Origin of the sequence: Paenirhodobacter populi (assembly GCF_004022215.1) — a bacterium.
In the GTDB taxonomy this organism is placed as follows: Bacteria; Pseudomonadota; Alphaproteobacteria; order Rhodobacterales; family Rhodobacteraceae; genus Rhodobacter; species Rhodobacter populi.
Genome location: NZ_SAUZ01000047.1, coordinates 1 through 15,646, shown reverse-complemented (window position 1 = coordinate 15,646; position 15,646 = coordinate 1). Strand labels below are relative to the sequence as shown.

The 15,646-nt window shown below is 62.4% G+C and carries 14 protein-coding genes and 1 pseudogene; 14 read left to right on the top strand and 1 reads right to left on the bottom strand.

Annotated features, from left to right (window positions below; all coding sequences use genetic code 11):
- The first annotated feature begins 143 nt into the window (after positions 1 to 143).
- Positions 144 to 1,406 (top strand): annotated as a pseudogene (locus D2T30_RS22075) (IS3 family transposase).
- Between the two features lie 96 nt (positions 1,407 to 1,502).
- Here the strand turns inward: D2T30_RS22075 and D2T30_RS22070 are convergent.
- Positions 1,503 to 2,195, bottom strand: a complete 693-nt coding sequence (locus tag D2T30_RS22070) for a FadR/GntR family transcriptional regulator (RefSeq protein WP_128186227.1) — start codon at positions 2,193 to 2,195, stop codon at positions 1,503 to 1,505.
- A gap of 231 nt (positions 2,196 to 2,426) precedes the next feature.
- Here D2T30_RS22070 and D2T30_RS22065 point away from each other — a divergent pair, with 231 nt between their 5' ends.
- From D2T30_RS22065 to D2T30_RS22005, 13 genes are all read left to right on the top strand, one after another.
- Positions 2,427 to 3,659, top strand: coding sequence for a branched-chain amino acid ABC transporter substrate-binding protein (locus D2T30_RS22065; RefSeq protein WP_128210553.1), 1,233 nt, complete (start codon positions 2,427 to 2,429; stop codon positions 3,657 to 3,659).
- A gap of 128 nt (positions 3,660 to 3,787) precedes the next feature.
- On the top strand, positions 3,788 to 4,729 hold the full coding sequence (locus D2T30_RS22060; RefSeq protein WP_128186230.1) for a branched-chain amino acid ABC transporter permease: 942 nt from the start codon (positions 3,788 to 3,790) through the stop codon (positions 4,727 to 4,729).
- A 4-nt stretch (positions 4,730 to 4,733) separates the two neighbouring features.
- Positions 4,734 to 5,951 carry a branched-chain amino acid ABC transporter permease gene (locus D2T30_RS22055; protein WP_128210552.1) on the top strand — a complete coding sequence of 406 codons (1,218 nt, stop codon included), beginning with the start codon at positions 4,734 to 4,736 and terminating at the stop codon, positions 5,949 to 5,951.
- Positions 5,948 to 6,700: an ABC transporter ATP-binding protein gene (locus D2T30_RS22050; RefSeq protein WP_128210551.1), complete on the top strand. Its 753-nt coding sequence runs from the start codon at positions 5,948 to 5,950 to the stop codon at positions 6,698 to 6,700. Before D2T30_RS22055 ends, D2T30_RS22050 begins: the two co-directional genes overlap by 4 nt.
- Positions 6,697 to 7,416, top strand: a complete 720-nt coding sequence (locus D2T30_RS22045) for an ABC transporter ATP-binding protein (protein WP_241651375.1) — start codon at positions 6,697 to 6,699, stop codon at positions 7,414 to 7,416. Before D2T30_RS22050 ends, D2T30_RS22045 begins: the two co-directional genes overlap by 4 nt.
- Before the next feature lie 20 nt (positions 7,417 to 7,436).
- Positions 7,437 to 7,913, top strand: coding sequence for a VOC family protein (locus tag D2T30_RS22040; RefSeq protein WP_206613056.1), 477 nt, complete (start codon positions 7,437 to 7,439; stop codon positions 7,911 to 7,913).
- Positions 7,910 to 8,647, top strand: a complete 738-nt coding sequence (locus tag D2T30_RS22035; RefSeq protein WP_128210550.1) for an SDR family NAD(P)-dependent oxidoreductase — start codon at positions 7,910 to 7,912, stop codon at positions 8,645 to 8,647. The genes D2T30_RS22040 and D2T30_RS22035 overlap by 4 nt, the downstream gene beginning before the upstream one ends.
- Before the next feature lie 46 nt (positions 8,648 to 8,693).
- A complete protein-coding gene (locus tag D2T30_RS22030; protein ID WP_128186240.1) occupies positions 8,694 to 9,446 on the top strand; it encodes an SDR family NAD(P)-dependent oxidoreductase in 753 nt (250 codons plus the stop codon).
- Between the two features lie 24 nt (positions 9,447 to 9,470).
- Positions 9,471 to 11,660 (top strand): alpha-ketoacid dehydrogenase subunit alpha/beta, encoded by a 2,190-nt coding sequence (locus tag D2T30_RS22025; RefSeq protein WP_128210549.1) that lies wholly within the window; start codon positions 9,471 to 9,473, stop codon positions 11,658 to 11,660.
- A gap of 16 nt (positions 11,661 to 11,676) precedes the next feature.
- Positions 11,677 to 12,927: a pyruvate dehydrogenase complex dihydrolipoamide acetyltransferase gene (locus D2T30_RS22020; RefSeq protein ID WP_128210548.1), complete on the top strand. Its 1,251-nt coding sequence runs from the start codon at positions 11,677 to 11,679 to the stop codon at positions 12,925 to 12,927.
- Complete coding sequence (locus D2T30_RS22015; RefSeq protein ID WP_277749575.1) at positions 12,924 to 13,733, top strand: shikimate dehydrogenase family protein; 810 nt, start codon at positions 12,924 to 12,926, stop codon at positions 13,731 to 13,733. Before D2T30_RS22020 ends, D2T30_RS22015 begins: the two co-directional genes overlap by 4 nt.
- Complete coding sequence (locus tag D2T30_RS22010) at positions 13,717 to 15,174, top strand: NAD-dependent succinate-semialdehyde dehydrogenase (protein WP_241651374.1); 1,458 nt, start codon at positions 13,717 to 13,719, stop codon at positions 15,172 to 15,174. Before D2T30_RS22015 ends, D2T30_RS22010 begins: the two co-directional genes overlap by 17 nt.
- Before the next feature lie 50 nt (positions 15,175 to 15,224).
- Positions 15,225 to 15,646, top strand: a 422-nt coding sequence (locus D2T30_RS22005; RefSeq protein WP_128210546.1) for an FAD-dependent oxidoreductase, incomplete at its 3' end; no start/stop codon positions are given.

Here is a 15,646-nt window from a genome sequence, read left to right as displayed (position 1 = left end):
CGCGACCCGCGCTATCGGTGACTGGATCAGCTTCTACAACAACCGCCGCCCTCACCAGACGCCTGCAATGCGCACGCCTGCCGAGACATGCAGATCAGCGGCTTAACCGGGGCAGATTCCGCTGGGTCGATACAGCGAAGCCCATGGGAAGAAGACCGCGCCGGAACCACATAAGGTATGAGGAGGATAAGAAAACAGTCCGGGGGACTGTTTTCCCGACGATTGAGTGGCGCTAGCAGCGATCAAGGGCGAGAAGGCCCTGATCGAACTGGCGCAAGATTTCGACATCCACCCGAACCAGATCAAGCAGTGGCGCGACCAACTGGTTGAAGGCGCGACCGGGGTTGTTCGGCGAAGCCCCGAAAGCGGAGCCAGAACCGACGATCGACGTGAAGATGCATGCGAAGATTGGAGAGCTGACGCTGGAGAACGATTTTTTGTCCGGCGCGCGACGCACTGTGCGGTGAACGCCACCGGTTCGAGAGAGCCGCGCAGGGGCCTGTTGCCGAGCGGAAGAAAATGATCGACCCGAGCGCGAAGCTCAGCGTCAGCCGCCAGGCCAACATGCTGGGGATTAGCCGGGGAAGCGTCTATTACCATCCCCGCCGGTGTCAGATGCCGATCTGAAGCTGATGCATCGGATCGACAAGCTGCACATGGAATTCCCGTTCGCCGGCAGCCGGATGCTGCGGGGCCTACTGGTCCAGGAGGGCTTCAGGATCGGACGGCTGCACGTTGCCACACTGATGAAGCGTATGGGCATTGAGGCTATCTATCGGCGGCCTAACACCTCGAAGCCGGTACCGGGGGGCACAAGATCTACCCCTGCCTGCTCCGGAAGCTGCCGATCACCCGTCCCAACCAAGTATGGGCGATGGATATCATCTGCATTCCGATGGCGCGCGGCGTTCGGCATGGCCTCGAACCGGTGGCGGCTCATGCCTCACTGGCCGCCGTGCTGGACTGGGGCACGCGGCGCGCCCTGGCATGGCGGGTATCGATCACGCTGGAGGCCGATTTTTGCATAGAAGCGTTGGCACGTCACGGCACGCCCGAGATCTTCAACATGGATCAGGGCGCGCCACCGGTTCGAGCGGCCATGCGACGTCAGGGCAGCCCGTTCACATCGACCGACTTCATCAAGGTGCTGGCCGCGCATGAGATCAGGATCAGCATCGGATGGCAAGGGTGCATGGCGGGACAATGTCTTCGTCGAGCGCTTGTGGCGAACCATCAAATACGAGGCGGTCTACCTGCGAGCCTATACCAGTGTCTCTGAGGCACACGCCGGGATCGGCCGGGATCCCCGCTTTTACAACAGCCGTCGGCCTCATTCATCACTCGACGGGAAAACGCCCGATCAGGCCTACTTCAACCAGCCGATGCCCGAAGCGGCCGCGGCATAACCGAGGCGGAAATCCACTTGAAAACGACCGCATCCTGTTCAGATTAGCCGAACCACCTCTGTAATCGTAGCGGACATAGTGTAAGTTTTGCATATACTATTTTCTGCGATAGAGCTTGGCCCGTTCCGTGGCATTCTGTAGATGTCGTGCAGCCGCGATGGCTGCTGCATCCGGATCGCCTTCGGCGATGGCCTGATAGATCGCCTGATGTTCGGCCTGAACCGCGTCCAATTGCACTGACAAGTTCATGCGCGTGTTGGTGCGTGCCTTCAGGATGACATTGCGGACACCGCTTTCCAAGTGTTTGGACAGTGCGACAAAATGCGGATTGTGAGTGGCTGCGACGATCGCGCGATGGAAAGCGAAATCCTCTTCATCACCCAGACGATCACTTGCGATGGCATATTCCATGCCCAGAAGTTCGCGCCGGATGATCTTCAGATCGGCGGCCGTCCTGTGCTGCGCCGCGATGCGCGTGGCCGCAACCTCTACCGCCAGCAACAGTTCCATGATCTGTGCCAGGGATTCGGTTTCATTCATGTCGACCTCAGGCAACCGGAAGAAACGCACTTCGCGGTTTGCCGTGACAAACACGCCCGACCCTGCGCGTGCCTCTACCAAACCATCGGATTTGAGATGCGAAAGAGCTTCACGCACGACGGGGCGCGACACCGAATATCGCGCGCTCAGGTCGCGCTCGCTGGGAAGGCGGGATCCGGCGGCAAATTCGCCGGAGTTGATGCGTTGGCTCAGATCGGTCGCGATTTCTTCAGGAAGGTCCTTTCCCATGCCTCGGTGATCCTCTTCACGCTCCGGGGGTGGGCCTATGATTCGGCCTGTTCATCTTTGACTGGTATTACCAAAATCGGCTCTCATCAGAATACAACATAATGAAATAAAATGAATATTGCCATTCCTTATATTTCCTAAGTTCTGTCGCATTGTGATCCTCTTGACAGGTCATACCAATTTGTGTGACCGTCTCGACCAGTTGGAGGAGATATCGTCAGGGAGGACGTCATGCTGAAGACAGCTATGTGCTGTTCGGCACTTGCCATCATGTGTGCTGGCGCGGCGCAGGCCGAGCCGTTGCAAGTTGCGCTGGTAGAGACATTGTCGGGATCGCAGGCATCTACGGGCTTGCTGTATCGCACCGCCGCGCAATATGGGATCGCCAAGATCAATGCCGCTGGTGGTTTCCGCGGTGAACCGATCAAGTTTGTGGAATATGACAGCCAAGGAGGTCCCGTAGGGGCCGCAGACCGTGTGAAGGCGGCCATTGCGGACGGCGCCCGGGTGATCTTGCAAGGGTCGTCTTCGTCTGTCGCCGGGCAAATCTCGGAAGACGTGCGCAAATACAACCTGCGCAACAAGGGCAAGGAAGTGCTTTACCTCAACCTTGGTGGCGAAGCGCTCGAACTCACCGGCGAAAAGTGCCACTTCCACGTTATCCGTACGAGTCCCAATGCCGCGATCCGGTTCCAGACCCTGACCAAGGGTATGAAGGAACTGGGGCTGATGGGCGACAAGGTCTATTCGATCAACCAGAACTATTCCTGGGGTGTCGATGTCCAGTCCATCATCAAGGCGAACGCCGAGACGGTCGGCTATACGGTCGTGGGCGAGACGCTCCACGAAGTGAACAAGATTCAGGATTTCTCGCCCTATGTGGCGCAGATTCAGCAATCGGGCGCAGATACCGTGCTGACGGGGAACTGGTCGAACGATCTGCTTCTGCTGATGAAGGCGGCTGCTGACGCCAAGCTGAAGGTGCGCTTCGGCACGTCGTTCCTCGACCAGCCGGGCAATATCGGCAATGCGGGTTCGGTCGCCGAGGGCAATGTGATGTCCGCGCCCTTCAACCCCGAACTGAACGATGCGACCAAGGCCTTTGCCGAAGACTACAAGGCAAAGACCGGCCATTATCCGGCCTATGTCGAGCCCTATGCCGTGTTCGGCATGGATATGTTCGCCGCGGCTCTCAAGAGCCTCGACGATGCGACTGGCCCGGTAAGCGCCAACGAAATCGTTCTGGCACTTGAAAACACCAAAATCGAGACTCCTGTCGGTTCGCTGAGCATCCGCGCCGAAGACCATCAGGCCGAAATGCCGATGATCATTCAGGAAGTCTCAAAAGAAGCGGCCTTCAAGGTCGATGGCACCGAATACGGTTTCAAGCCGCTCAAGGTGTATACCGGCGCAGATTCGGCCGACCCGGTTCAGGCGACTTGCAAGATGAAACGTCCGGGCTGAGGCCCGGATACGCAAGAGCCTCCCCAATAGTCTGAACCAGTCTGGTGCGCCGGCTCCTGCCCCGGTCTTTGGCCGGGGCAGGGGCGAATGGCCCGGACATTTCTGCAACTCCAACGATAGGTGATCGCATGGAGCAGATCGTTTTTGCCCTGTTGAACGGGGTGATCTACGGATTGCTGCTGTTTATGGTGTCAGCAGGCCTTACGCTGATCTTTGGCATGATGGGTGTGCTGAACTTTGCACATGCCTCGTTTTATATGGTCGGCGCTTATCTGGCCTATACGCTGCAGCCGGTAACAGGCTTCTGGCTCGCGATCATCCTTGCGCCGCTGCTTGTGGCCGGGTTGGGCATTTTCGTCGAGCGGTTCGTATTGCGCCGCGTTCATGCCTACGGGCATGCGCATGAGCTTCTGGTGACCTTCGGCCTGTCGGTGGTGATCGCCGAGGTCATCAAGATGTTCTACGGCAATTTCCCGGTCGATTATTCGGTGCCCTCGGACCTGAACTTTTCGGCATTCGCACTTGGCGGCATGGAATACCCCTTCTACCGGCTGTTCATGGGCGGTGTCGCCGTCGTGATGTTTGCGGTGCTCTATCTGATGCTGACCCGCACGCGGGTGGGCATCGTGGTGCGCGCCGCGATCTATCGCCCGCGCATGGTAGAGGCGCTTGGCCACAACGTCCCCATGGTCTTCATGGCGATCTTCGGCATCGGCGCCTTTCTGGCGGGGCTTGCCGGGGCGATTGCCGGAGCTTTCTACACCACCAATCCCAACATGGCGCTTGAGCTGGGCGTTGTGGTCTTCGTGGTGGTCGTGGTTGGCGGCCTCGGCTCGATGGAGGGGGCCATGCTCGCCTCCATCATCATCGGTGTGATGAACTCGCTAGCCGTCGGGGTGAACGTTTCTCTTGCGGATGTGCTGGCGCGTGTCGGCCTTGGTGACTGGGCGCGTGAAACGGGTGGCATACTGACGCTGCAGCTTTCGAGCCTCGCCGCGACGCTGCCGTTCTTCCTGATGCTGCTGGTTTTGCTTGTGCGCCCCTCCGGGCTGCTGGGCGAAAAGGAATAAGCCGATGCTCAAGAAACTTGTCGCCGTCATTGCGGTCCTGGCGTTGTTGTTGGCGCTGCCGGCGCTGCTGTCGGAATCGATGCTGAACGCCTCGGTGCAGATGCTGATCGCTGCGCTGTTCGCCACGGCTTTCGCGCTGCTGTGCGGGCAGGCCGGGATGCTGTCCTTCGGCCATGCCGCGTATTTCGGTCTTGGCGCTTTCGCGACCGTGCATGCGATGAATGCCTTCGGCGGCGACGGACTGTTGCCGACACCGCTGATGCCACTTGCGGGCGCCGCGATCGGGCTGATCTCGGGACTGGGGGCGGGCTATTTCTCGACCCAACGCACCGGCACCTATTTCGCCATGATCACGCTGGCCCTTGCCGAATTGCTTCATGCCCTCGCGCCGCATCTGAAAGAGGTCTTCGGGGGCGAAGCCGGCATCTCGTCGTTCCGCATGCCGGCCTGGGGATTCGAATTCGGCTCGACGATCGAGATCTACTATCTCGTTCTCGGCTGGACGGTGCTGTGTATCGCGCTTCTGTGGGGACTCACGCTGACGCCTTTTGGCCGGCTGGTGCTGGGGCTGCGCGAAAATTCGCATCGGCTGAAGTTCCTTGGCTACAATACGCATGCTCTGGGAACATTCGTCTTCGCGCTTTCGGCGGCCTTCGCGGGCGTTGCCGGGGCATTGCAGGCACTGAACATCGAGGCGGCAAACTACGTCGTGCTTGAAACGCAGGTCTCGACGGCGGTTCTGCTGAATACCTTCATCGGCGGCGCCAAGGTGTTCTTCGGGCCTGCCATCGGTGCGGCGGCGATGACCTTCTTCGGTCACGTCACCTCTGATCTCACCCGCAGCTGGCTGCTGTATCAGGGCATCATCTTCATGCTGGTGATGATGTATCTGCCGCGTGGCATCGTCGGTGAAATCCTTGCCCGCTTCCGTGGCGAGGGTGGGGCGGTCAATCCCGTCGCCGTGCTGGCGCGCTTTGCAGGCATTCTGGTCGCTGCGGCGGGCTTCGTGATGGCGATCGAACTGACCCAGCGTTTCTTCAGCACCGATTACAAGGCGGCGCGGCAAGCGGGCGGCTGGCCTGCCGTCGAGTTTGCCGGGCACATGTGGGCGCCGTTCGCGCCGCTCACCTGGGCCTTGCCGATCGTGCTGATCGCGGCCGGTCTTGGCCTTGTCACCTTCATCAACCGCCGTGAGGCCCGCCGGCAGGAGGCGCAGATATGAGCCGCGACATTCTTGTCCTTGATCATCTGTGCAAGTCCTTCGGCCCGGTCGAGGTGACGCGGGATGTGAACCTTGTCATCCGGGAAGGCGAACGGCACGCGCTGATCGGGCCGAACGGAGCCGGGAAGTCGACCCTGTTCCATCTGATCTCGGGCAATTACAAGCCCACCTCGGGCAGTATCCGGCTCGATGGCGATGAAATCGGCGGTCTCGATCCGGCACGGGTGAACCGGCGCGGGCTCGCGCGGTCGTTCCAGATCACCAATATCTTTTCCGGTCTTTCGGTGGCGGAAAACCTGCGCCTTGCGGTGATGCGGCGCTACGGGCTTCAGTTCAACTTCTGGCGCCGGGTAACGCATCTGCGCCGGGTGAACGCCGAAGTCGATGATCTGCTGCAAAAGATCCGCCTGACCGCCAAGGCAAGGTCGATCGCGGGCGATCTTCCCTATTCCGATCAGCGCTCGCTCGAGATCGGCATGACGCTGGCATCCGACCCAAAGGTGATCCTGCTCGATGAGCCGATGGCGGGCATGTCGCATGAAGAGACGGAATACACCACCGATCTGATCCGCGACATCACCGCGGGCCGGACGCTGATGATCGTCGAACACGACATGGATGTGATCTTCACGCTCGCCGACCGGATCACGGTGCTGGTTTACGGCGAGATCATTGCGACCGGCACGCCGCAACAGATCCGCGAAAGTGCCCGTGTCAAGGAAGCCTATCTGGGCGAGGAGGCGGGATGATGGCTGAACATGCGCTGCTCATGCTGAGCGACCTGCACGCCCATTACGGAAAAAGCCATATTCTCCACGGCGTGAATTTTGATCTGCGCAAGGGGGAGGTGGTCAGCCTTCTGGGCCGCAACGGATCGGGTCGTTCGACCACGATGAAGGCGGTCATGGGGCTGGTGACGCCGACCTCGGGCGAGGTGCGCCTGAACGGACGCAATCTTGCGGGCCAGCGCCCCTACTCGATCTGCCGCGCGGGCATCGGTTATGTGCCCGAAGAGCGCGAGACCTTCACCAATCTGACGGTTGAGGAAAACCTGCAGATGGGCGCGCAGAAGGGCGCCGCGGCGGCGGCCCATTGGACCGTCGATCAGATGTTCGACTATTTCCCGCGGTTGAAAGAGCGGCGCAATACCCGCGCGGGCAGCCTTTCGGGCGGCGAACAGCAGATGCTGACGATGTGCCGCAGCCTTCTGGGCAATCCGCTGGTCATGCTGATCGACGAACCCACCGAAGGGCTTGCGCCGATGATCGTGCAGCAGGTGGGGGAGATGATCACCGATATCAACCGCAAGGGCGTGTCGGTGGTTCTGGTCGAGCAGAAGCTGGTGATCGCATTGAAGGTCTCGCACCGCGTTGCGGTGATGGGTCATGGCCGGATCGTGTTTGAAGGCACGCCCGCAGAACTCAGCGCGAACTCCGCTGTCATGGATGAATGGCTGGCCGTCTGAGCCGCCGGAGGAGGAACGATATGAAGATGACCGCCCCTATGGAAGTTGGCTTGACCGTGACCGACCTGCCGCGGATGCGTGCATTCTATGAGGCCGCGCTGGACCTGAGCTTTGTGTCCGAAGTCTATGTGCCCGGCCCGAAGGCCGCCGAGGCGGCCATGTCCGCCGAAGGCTATACCGCCGTGCGGCTTCAGACCCCGTGGGGCGAGCGTGTCAAGCTGCTTGCCCCCGACGTTGCGCCGAAGGCGCGCAGCGACGGTGACGGCATGATCCTTGCGCATCAGAGCGCGACCTACCTCACCTTCATCGTTGACGATATCGCAGGCGTGGTGGCCAGGGTCCGGGCGGCGGGAGGCACGTTGCTCAATGACGAGCCGGTGACGGAAGTGCGCCCCGGCGTATTCCTGTCGTTCCTGCGCGATCCCGAAGGCCACATCCTCGAGATCGTGTCCTATGCCGATGTGGCGGCCTATCGCAGCGATCTGGTGGCACGATGATGTTCGATTTTCGCGGACAGTCCTTGCTGCTGACCGGGGCGAACGGCGGCATCGGTCGTGAAATCGCCAGCATCTTTGCACAGGCCGGCGCCAATATCCTTCTGGCGGATCGCGATCTGGCACCGATGGAAACCTTTGCCGCCGGTTTGACGGGGGAAGGGCGCAGGATCTGCATGGCGATGGATGCGGCCGACCCGGATTCGGCACAGGCGCTGGTCGACCGGGCGGTGAGCGAATTCGGCAGCATCGACCATGTCATCCCCTCTGCGGGCATATACCTGGCCGAACCCTTCGCCGAAATGACGGACGCGCAATGGCGGCGCACGATGTCGATCAATCTCGATGGCGTCTTTTATCTGTTGCGCCGCGCGGCTCCGCATCTGAGCGCACGGTCCAGCATCGTGAATCTGACCTCGCTTGCGGCATTCCGGGGGGCGTTCACCAATGCCCATTACGGCGCAACCAAAGGCGCGCTGGTATCCCTGACACGGGCTCTGGCGCGCGAGCTTGCGCCGAAGACGCGGGTCAATGCGGTGGCGCCGGGCATCATCGAAACGCCGATGACGCAGAACCTTCTGGCGACACGCGGTGACGCCTCGATCGCCCAGACACCGCTTGGGCGTTTTGGCAAGCCCTCCGAAATCGCTTCGGTCATCGCCTTCCTGTGCTCCGACGCGGCGAGCTTCGTCACCGGAGAGACCATTCAGGTCAATGGCGGAATCTACATGGTCTGAGGACCGCAATTCTTTCACGGGGGCAATTCCCTCGCAGGAGACGAAAATGGCAGCATTGCTTGAGGGAAAACGCGCACTGGTGACGGGCGCCGGACGCGGTCTCGGGGCGGCGATCGCCCGTGGTATGGCCGAGGCGGGCGCCGAGGTCATCCTTGCCGATCTGAACGCAGAGGCGCTGGATGCCACCGTGGCCGCGATGACGGCCGATGGGCTTGCGGCGCGCGGCGAGGTGCTCGACGTGACCGACCGCGCCGCCACCGGGGCGCTTGCAGCCACGCTCGAGGCGGCGGGCGGGCTTGATGTTCTGGTGAACAACGCAGGCATTGCGGGGCGGGCGTCCTTCGATGATCCGGCAGTGGTCGATGTATTCGACCGCGTGATCGGGGTGAATCTGATCGGCACGTTCAACGCCTCGCAGGCTCTGGTGCCCGCGCTGATCGCCCGCAAGGGCTGCGTCGTGCATCTGTGCTCTGTCGCGGGCTTCGTCGCCGGTGGCTCGACCACGGGATATGTCGTCTCGAAAGGGGCGGTGCGTTCGCTCACGCAGGTGATGGCACGCGATCTGGCGCCTCACGGCATCCGTGTCAACGCCGTCGCGCCGGGCATCATGATGTCGGAAATGGCGGTGGCGCAACTCAATCGTCCCGGCGGGGCGGACTGGTTTCTTGACCGCGTGCTGATGAAGCGCATCGGCGAGACGCGCGAAGTCGTCGACCCGGTCGTTTTCCTTGCCTCGCATATGGCGAGCTTCATCACCGGAACAATCCTGCCCGTCGATGGCGGCTTCCTCGCTGCCTGACCCTCTTCACGGAGCTATCTTTCCATGCCCAAATTCACCGATTTGACCCCTTTGGCGTTCTGGCGCGAAATCAAGGCGACCGAGGCCGATCAGGCCGCGCTCGATCCCAGGACCGGCCTGACGATGCTGGCGCAGATGAGCCTGATCCGCGTGTTCGAGGAAAAGGTTCTGGATCTGGCGGCGCAGGGGCTTGTTCACGGTCCCGCGCATTCGGCCATCGGTCAGGAAGGCGGGGCCGTCGGCTCGGCGCTGGCGCTGCGCCCGACCGATCAGGTCAACGGCTCTCACCGCGCGCATCACCAGTTCCTCGCAAAGGCGCTGTCCTATGTCGCGCAGCAGGGCATTGATCCGTCGCAGCCCTTTGAAGAGCATATCCGCGATCTTTCAAAGCGCACGCTCGCCGAAATCCTTGGTCTTGCGCAGGGGTTCTGCAAGGGCCGTGGCGGTTCGATGCACCTGCGTTGGGCTGAAAGCGGCAACCTCGGCACCAATGCCATCGTCGGCGGCGGTGTGCCGATGGCGGCGGGCGCCGCCTGGGCGCACCGACAGGCTGGCACGGGCGATGTCGTCTATACCTATTTCGGTGACGGTGCGACCAATATCGGCTCGGTGCTTGAGACGATGAACCTCGCCGCCGCATGGAAGCTGCCGATCTGCTTCTTCATCGAAAACAACCGCTACGCCGTTTCGACCAATGTCGAGGAGGTCACAGCCGAGACGCGCCTTTCGGCACGCGGTCTGGCCTTTGGTATCCCCTCCTTCAAGGTCGACGGGATGGACGCGCTTTCGGTCTATCTGGCGGCCGAAGAGGCCAACAGGATCATGCGCGCAGGCGATGGCCCCACGATCATCGAGGCCGATGTCTACCGCTATTTCCACCAGAACGGCGCTCTGCCCGGCTCGGCCTTCGGCTATCGCAGCAAGGAAGAAGAAACCGAATGGCGTGGCCGCGATCCGATTGACGCGATTGCCCGGACGCTGGAAGAACGGCAGATCATCGGGTCCGATGCTGTCGCCGCACTGCGGCTGCGCTGTCAGGAGATGATGGAGTCCGTGGCCGACGAGCTTCTGGAAACCGTCGAGGGCAAGAAGCGCATCATCCCCGCGTTGTGGCCGGAGGAGAGCTTCGTCGATTATGGCCTGCGCGGCGACCTGTCCGAAATGGACGGCGCGCGCTATGTCGAGCAGACGGGGTTCGAGGGAAAGCTTGAAGACAATGTGAAGTTCATCGACGTCGTCGCCGATGTGATGGACCGACGCATGGCCACCGATGCGCAGATCGTCATTCTGGGCGAAGACGTGCATCGGCTCAAGGGGGGCACCAACGGCGCAACCCGTGGCCTTTCGCAAAAATATCCGGATCGCTGCCTTGGCACGCCGATCGCCGAGAACGCCTTTACCGGCGTGGCGGCGGGTATGGCGGCGGATGGCCGCGTGCGCCCGGTGATCGAGTTCATGTATCCCGACTTCATGTGGGTTGCGGCCGATCAGGTGTTCAATCAGATCGGAAAATTCCGCCACATGTTCGGCGGTGAAAGTCCGATGCCGCTGGTTCTGCGCACCAAGGTGGCGATGGGCACGGGCTACGGATCGCAGCACTCGATGGACCCGGCCGGCATTTTCGCCACCTCGCCGGGCTGGCGCATCGTCGCGCCTTCGACGCCCTATGACTACGTTGGGCTGATGAACTCGGCGCTGCGCTGCAACGACCCGGTTCTGGTGATCGAGCATGTCGATCTCTACAATTCCAAGGGCGCGGCTCCGGTCGAAGATCTTGATTACTTCATCCCGCTCGGCAAGGCGCGGGTGGTGCGCGAAGGCGCTCAGGTCACCGTGCTGACCTATCTCGCGATGGTCGAAAAGACCCGCAAGGTTGTCGAGGAACTCGGGATCGATGCCGAGATCATTGACCTGCGTTCGCTCGACAGGGCCGGGCTCGACTGGGAAACCATCGAGGCCTCCGTGCGCAAGACGAACAATGTGCTGATCGTCGAGCAGGGCGCTCTGGGCACCTCGTATGGCGGGATGCTGGCTGATGAGTTGCAGCGGCGCGTGTTCGATTACCTCGATCAGCCGATCCAGCGCGTGACGGGTGGCGAAGCCTCGCCCTCGATCTCGAAGGCGCTGGAAACGGCTGCCTGTGCGCGACCGCAAGACGTGGCCCGGGGCCTGCGGGCCGTCATGGCGGGCCAGGGCCTGCCGGTGGCAGAATAACTCGGAGGAGAGAACGATGGCTGTTGATATCATTCTTCCGTCCATGTCCGCGGGCATGGAGGATGCGGTGATCGCCAGATGGCTGGTGGCCGTGGGCGACCGGGTTGCCAAGGGGCAGGCGCTCGCCGAAGTTGAAACGGACAAGGCGACGATGGAGCTTGAGGCGGAAGCCGACGGCATCGTGGGGTCGCTTGCCGTCGATGACGGCAAGCGGGCCGATGTGGGGCAGGTGATCGCCGTGCTGCTGGCCGAGGGCGAAAGCCTGCCGCAAGGCGGTGTGGCGAGCGCGCCCGCCGCCGCTGCGGTTCCGGTGCCCACCCCGGTCAGCCCTGCCGCTCCGGCGGCCGGCACCAACGATGCGGGCGAGCGCAAGCATCTGGCTTCGCCGGTCGCGCGGCGGATGGCGGCGGCGGCTGGCCTTGATCTCTCGGGTCTGACCGGCAGCGGCCCCAAGGGCCGGATCGTCAAGCTTGACGTCGCGCGGCTGATCGCGGCGGCGCCTGCGCCGTCGGCGACTGTCGCTTCCGCAACCCCGACGGCACCTGCGGCAAAGGCCCCGGGTCAGGTGCCTGTGGGTATCGGTCCCTTCACCGCAACGCCCGTGTCGAACATGCGCCGCGTGATCGCGCGCCGTCTGGTCGAAGCGAAGCAGACCGTTCCGCATTTCTACCTTGGCGTCGATTGTGAGCTTGATGCCCTGATGGCGCTGCGCGCGCAGATCAACGAGGGCCGCGACAAGGCCGAGAAGATTTCCGTCAACGACTTCGTCATCAAGGCCTGCGCGCGGGCGCTGCGCAAGGTGCCCGAAGCCAATGTGATCTGGAACGACGACGAGATCCTGACGCTGGCCGATGTCGATATTTCCGTGGCCGTCGCGACCGAGGGGGGGCTGCTTACCCCGATCCTGCGCAGCGCGGACCGGATGAGCCTTGGCACGCTGTCGGCCGAAATGAAGTCACTGGCATCGCGCGCACGCGGCGGCAAACTGAAGCCCGAAGAGTATCAGGGCGGCGGTTTTTCGATTTCCAACCTCGGCATGTACGGGGTGAAGACCTTCTCTGCGATCATCAACCCGCCGCAAAGCTGCATTCTTGCCGTTGGTGCGATCGAGCGCCGTCCGGTTGGCCGCGGCGATCAGATCGTGCTGGCGGATGTGATGAACGCGACCTTGTCCGTCGATCATCGCTCGGTCGATGGCGCGCTCGGGGCGCAGGTTCTGGTGGCATTCAAGGAGGGCATCGAAAACCCGATGTCGTTGCTGCTGTGATCTCGGGCAAGACACGGCTGTTCGCGATCGTCGCCCATCCCGCGGGGCATGTGCGCACACCGCAGGCGATGAATGCCTTGTTTGACCGCGAAGGCGTCGATGCGGTGATGGTTGCCTGTGATGTAAGGCCCGAGCATCTGGCCGGTTTCGTCGCCGGGCTGCGCGGCGTCGGGAATTTCGGCGGTATGGTGGCGACGGTTCCGCACAAGGTCGAGATCGCGGCGCTGTGCGACAGGCTGACGGACCGGGCGCGGGCCGCAGGTGCGGTGAATGCGCTCAGACGCGAACCGGATGGGACGCTGACCGGCGATTTGCTTGACGGCGCGGGGTTCGTGGCCGGGCTGGAGGCGGCGGGGCATCAGGTGACCGGACGCCGCATCTATCTGACCGGGGCGGGGGGCGCGGCCAGCGCCATCGCCTTTGCGCTTGCGGCCAAAGGTCCGCAACGGATGACCCTCGTCAATCGCTCGCCCGAAAAGCTGGCTTCTTTGGCGCAGCGTCTGGCAGCCAGCTATCCGGCGGTCGAGGTTGCTGTCGGCGGCATCGTGTCGGGTCATGATCTGGTGATCAACGGCACCTCGCTCGGGCTGCGCCCCGACGATCCATTGCCGCTGGCGATCGAAGAGGTCGATGCGGGCGCGGTGGTGGCCGAGGTGGTCATGCAGCCGGAATATACCGAATTGCTCCTGTCGGCACGGGCGCGGGGGCTGCATGCGCATCCCGGGCGCGCCATGCTGGAAGGGCAGCTTTCTGAAATGTTTGCCTTCCTGACGGGGGCCGAGAAGGAGAATGGCGATGCAGCTTGACGATCAAACCCTCTTGCGTGAAGCGGCCTTGGTCGGCGGAGAATGGGTCGAGGCAAATGGCAAGGGCTTGGCGGTGACCAACCCGTCGACCGGCGCGGTGATCGGCCATGTGCCGCGTCTGGGGCAGGTGGAAACCGCTCAGGCCATCAAGGTGGCGGCGGTGGCGCAGCGCGAATGGGCCGCACGCCCCGCGAAAGAGCGCGCCGATATTCTGCGCCGCTGGTTCGATCTGATGATCGCCAACAAGACCGATCTGGGCCGCATCCTGACGGCTGAACAGGGCAAGCCCCTTCCCGAGGCGATCGGGGAAATCGGCTATGGCGCATCGTTTATCGAATGGTTCGCCGAAGAGGCCCGCCGCGTGAACGGCGAGACCATTCCGGGTCATCAGCGCGACAAGCGGATCCTGGTGCTCAAGCAGCCCATCGGCGTGGTCGCGGCGGTCACACCCTGGAACTTCCCCAACGCGATGATCACCCGCAAGGCGGGTCCGGCTTTTGCTGCGGGCTGCGCCATGGTGCTGAAGCCCGCATCGCAAACGCCGTTCTCGGCGATCGCGCTCGCGGTTCTGGCGGAGCGTGCCGGCCTGCCCAAGGGCCTCTTCAGCGTGGTGACGGGATCCGCCGCGGAAATCGGGGGCGAGATGACCGCCAATCCGACGGTGCGCAAGCTGACGTTTACCGGCTCGACCGAGGTTGGTGAAACGCTCTATGCGCAAAGCGCGAAGACCATCAAGAAGCTCGGGCTCGAGCTTGGCGGCAATGCGCCCTTCATCGTGTTTGACGATGCCGATATCGATGCGGCCGTCGAGGGGGCGATGATCGCGAAGTTCCGCAACAACGGCCAGACCTGCGTCTGCGCCAACCGCATCTATGTGCATGACCGTGTCTACGAGGCTTTCGCACAAAAGCTGGCGCAGGCGGTTTCCAGACTGAAAACCGGGGACGGCTTTGCCGAAGGTGTGGGTCTTGGGCCGCTGATCGATACCGCCGCGCTCGCCAAGGTCGAAGAACATGTCGCCGACGCGGTAGGCAAGGGGGCCAAGGTTGTTCTGGGCGGCAAACCCCATGCTCTGGGTGGCACGTTCTACGAAGCGACGGTTCTGGCCGATGTCACACCCGATATGGCTGTGGCGCGTGAAGAAACCTTTGGCCCGGTTGCGCCGCTGTTCCGCTTTACCGACGAGGCAGATGTCATCGCACAGGCGAATGATACCGAATTCGGTCTCGCCTCCTACTTCTATGCCCGTGACATGGCGCGGGTGTTCCGGGTGGCCGAGGCGCTCGAATTCGGTATGGTCGGGGTCAATACCGGCCTTATCTCGACGGCAGAGGCACCCTTCGGCGGGGTGAAGCTTTCCGGTCTTGGTCGCGAGGGATCGCACCACGGTATCGAAGAGTTTCTTGAACTCAAATATGTCTGTCTTGGCGGTATCGCCTGAACCGGGAGGCCGCCTTGCAGGCGGCCATGACCTGCCAGCGGGGAAATGAAATGTCATCGAAACCATTCGACATGATCGTGATCGGTTCTGGTCCGGGCGGCTATGTTGCCGCGATCCGGGGTGCGCAGCTTGGGCTGAACGTGGCCGTGGTCGAGCGTGAACATCTGGGCGGCATCTGCCTGAACTGGGGCTGCATCCCGACCAAGGCGCTGCTGCGCTCGGCCGAGGTGTTCCACCTGATGCACCGGGCGAAGGATTTCGGGCTGAAGGCGGGGGATATCGGCTTTGACCTCGACGCGGTCATCGCGCGCTCGCGCGGGGTGGCGAAACAGCTTTCGGGCGGCATCGGGCACCTGTTCAAGAAGAACAAGATCACCGTCATCATGGGCGAGGCGAGCCTGCCGAAAAAGGGCGTGGTCGCGGTGAAAACCGACAAGGGCAGCGAGGAGCTGACGGCGAAATCCATCGTCCT

What these genes read in the sequence shown, in the direction of transcription:
- D2T30_RS22070 (WP_128186227.1), bottom strand. Translation starts at nt 2,195, where the DNA reads ATGGGAAAGGACCTTCCTGAAGAAATCGCGACCGATCTGAGCCAACGC.
- D2T30_RS22065 (WP_128210553.1), top strand. Translation starts at nt 2,427, where the DNA reads ATGCTGAAGACAGCTATGTGCTGTTCGGCACTTGCCATCATGTGTGCT.
- D2T30_RS22060 (WP_128186230.1), top strand. Translation starts at nt 3,788, where the DNA reads ATGGAGCAGATCGTTTTTGCCCTGTTGAACGGGGTGATCTACGGATTG.
- D2T30_RS22055 (WP_128210552.1), top strand. Translation starts at nt 4,734, where the DNA reads ATGCTCAAGAAACTTGTCGCCGTCATTGCGGTCCTGGCGTTGTTGTTG.
- D2T30_RS22050 (WP_128210551.1), top strand. Translation starts at nt 5,948, where the DNA reads ATGAGCCGCGACATTCTTGTCCTTGATCATCTGTGCAAGTCCTTCGGC.
- D2T30_RS22045 (WP_241651375.1), top strand. Translation starts at nt 6,697, where the DNA reads ATGATGGCTGAACATGCGCTGCTCATGCTGAGCGACCTGCACGCCCAT.
- D2T30_RS22040 (WP_206613056.1), top strand. Translation starts at nt 7,437, where the DNA reads ATGAAGATGACCGCCCCTATGGAAGTTGGCTTGACCGTGACCGACCTG.
- D2T30_RS22035 (WP_128210550.1), top strand. Translation starts at nt 7,910, where the DNA reads ATGATGTTCGATTTTCGCGGACAGTCCTTGCTGCTGACCGGGGCGAAC.
- D2T30_RS22030 (WP_128186240.1), top strand. Translation starts at nt 8,694, where the DNA reads ATGGCAGCATTGCTTGAGGGAAAACGCGCACTGGTGACGGGCGCCGGA.
- D2T30_RS22025 (WP_128210549.1), top strand. Translation starts at nt 9,471, where the DNA reads ATGCCCAAATTCACCGATTTGACCCCTTTGGCGTTCTGGCGCGAAATC.
- D2T30_RS22020 (WP_128210548.1), top strand. Translation starts at nt 11,677, where the DNA reads ATGGCTGTTGATATCATTCTTCCGTCCATGTCCGCGGGCATGGAGGAT.
- D2T30_RS22010 (WP_241651374.1), top strand. Translation starts at nt 13,717, where the DNA reads ATGGCGATGCAGCTTGACGATCAAACCCTCTTGCGTGAAGCGGCCTTG.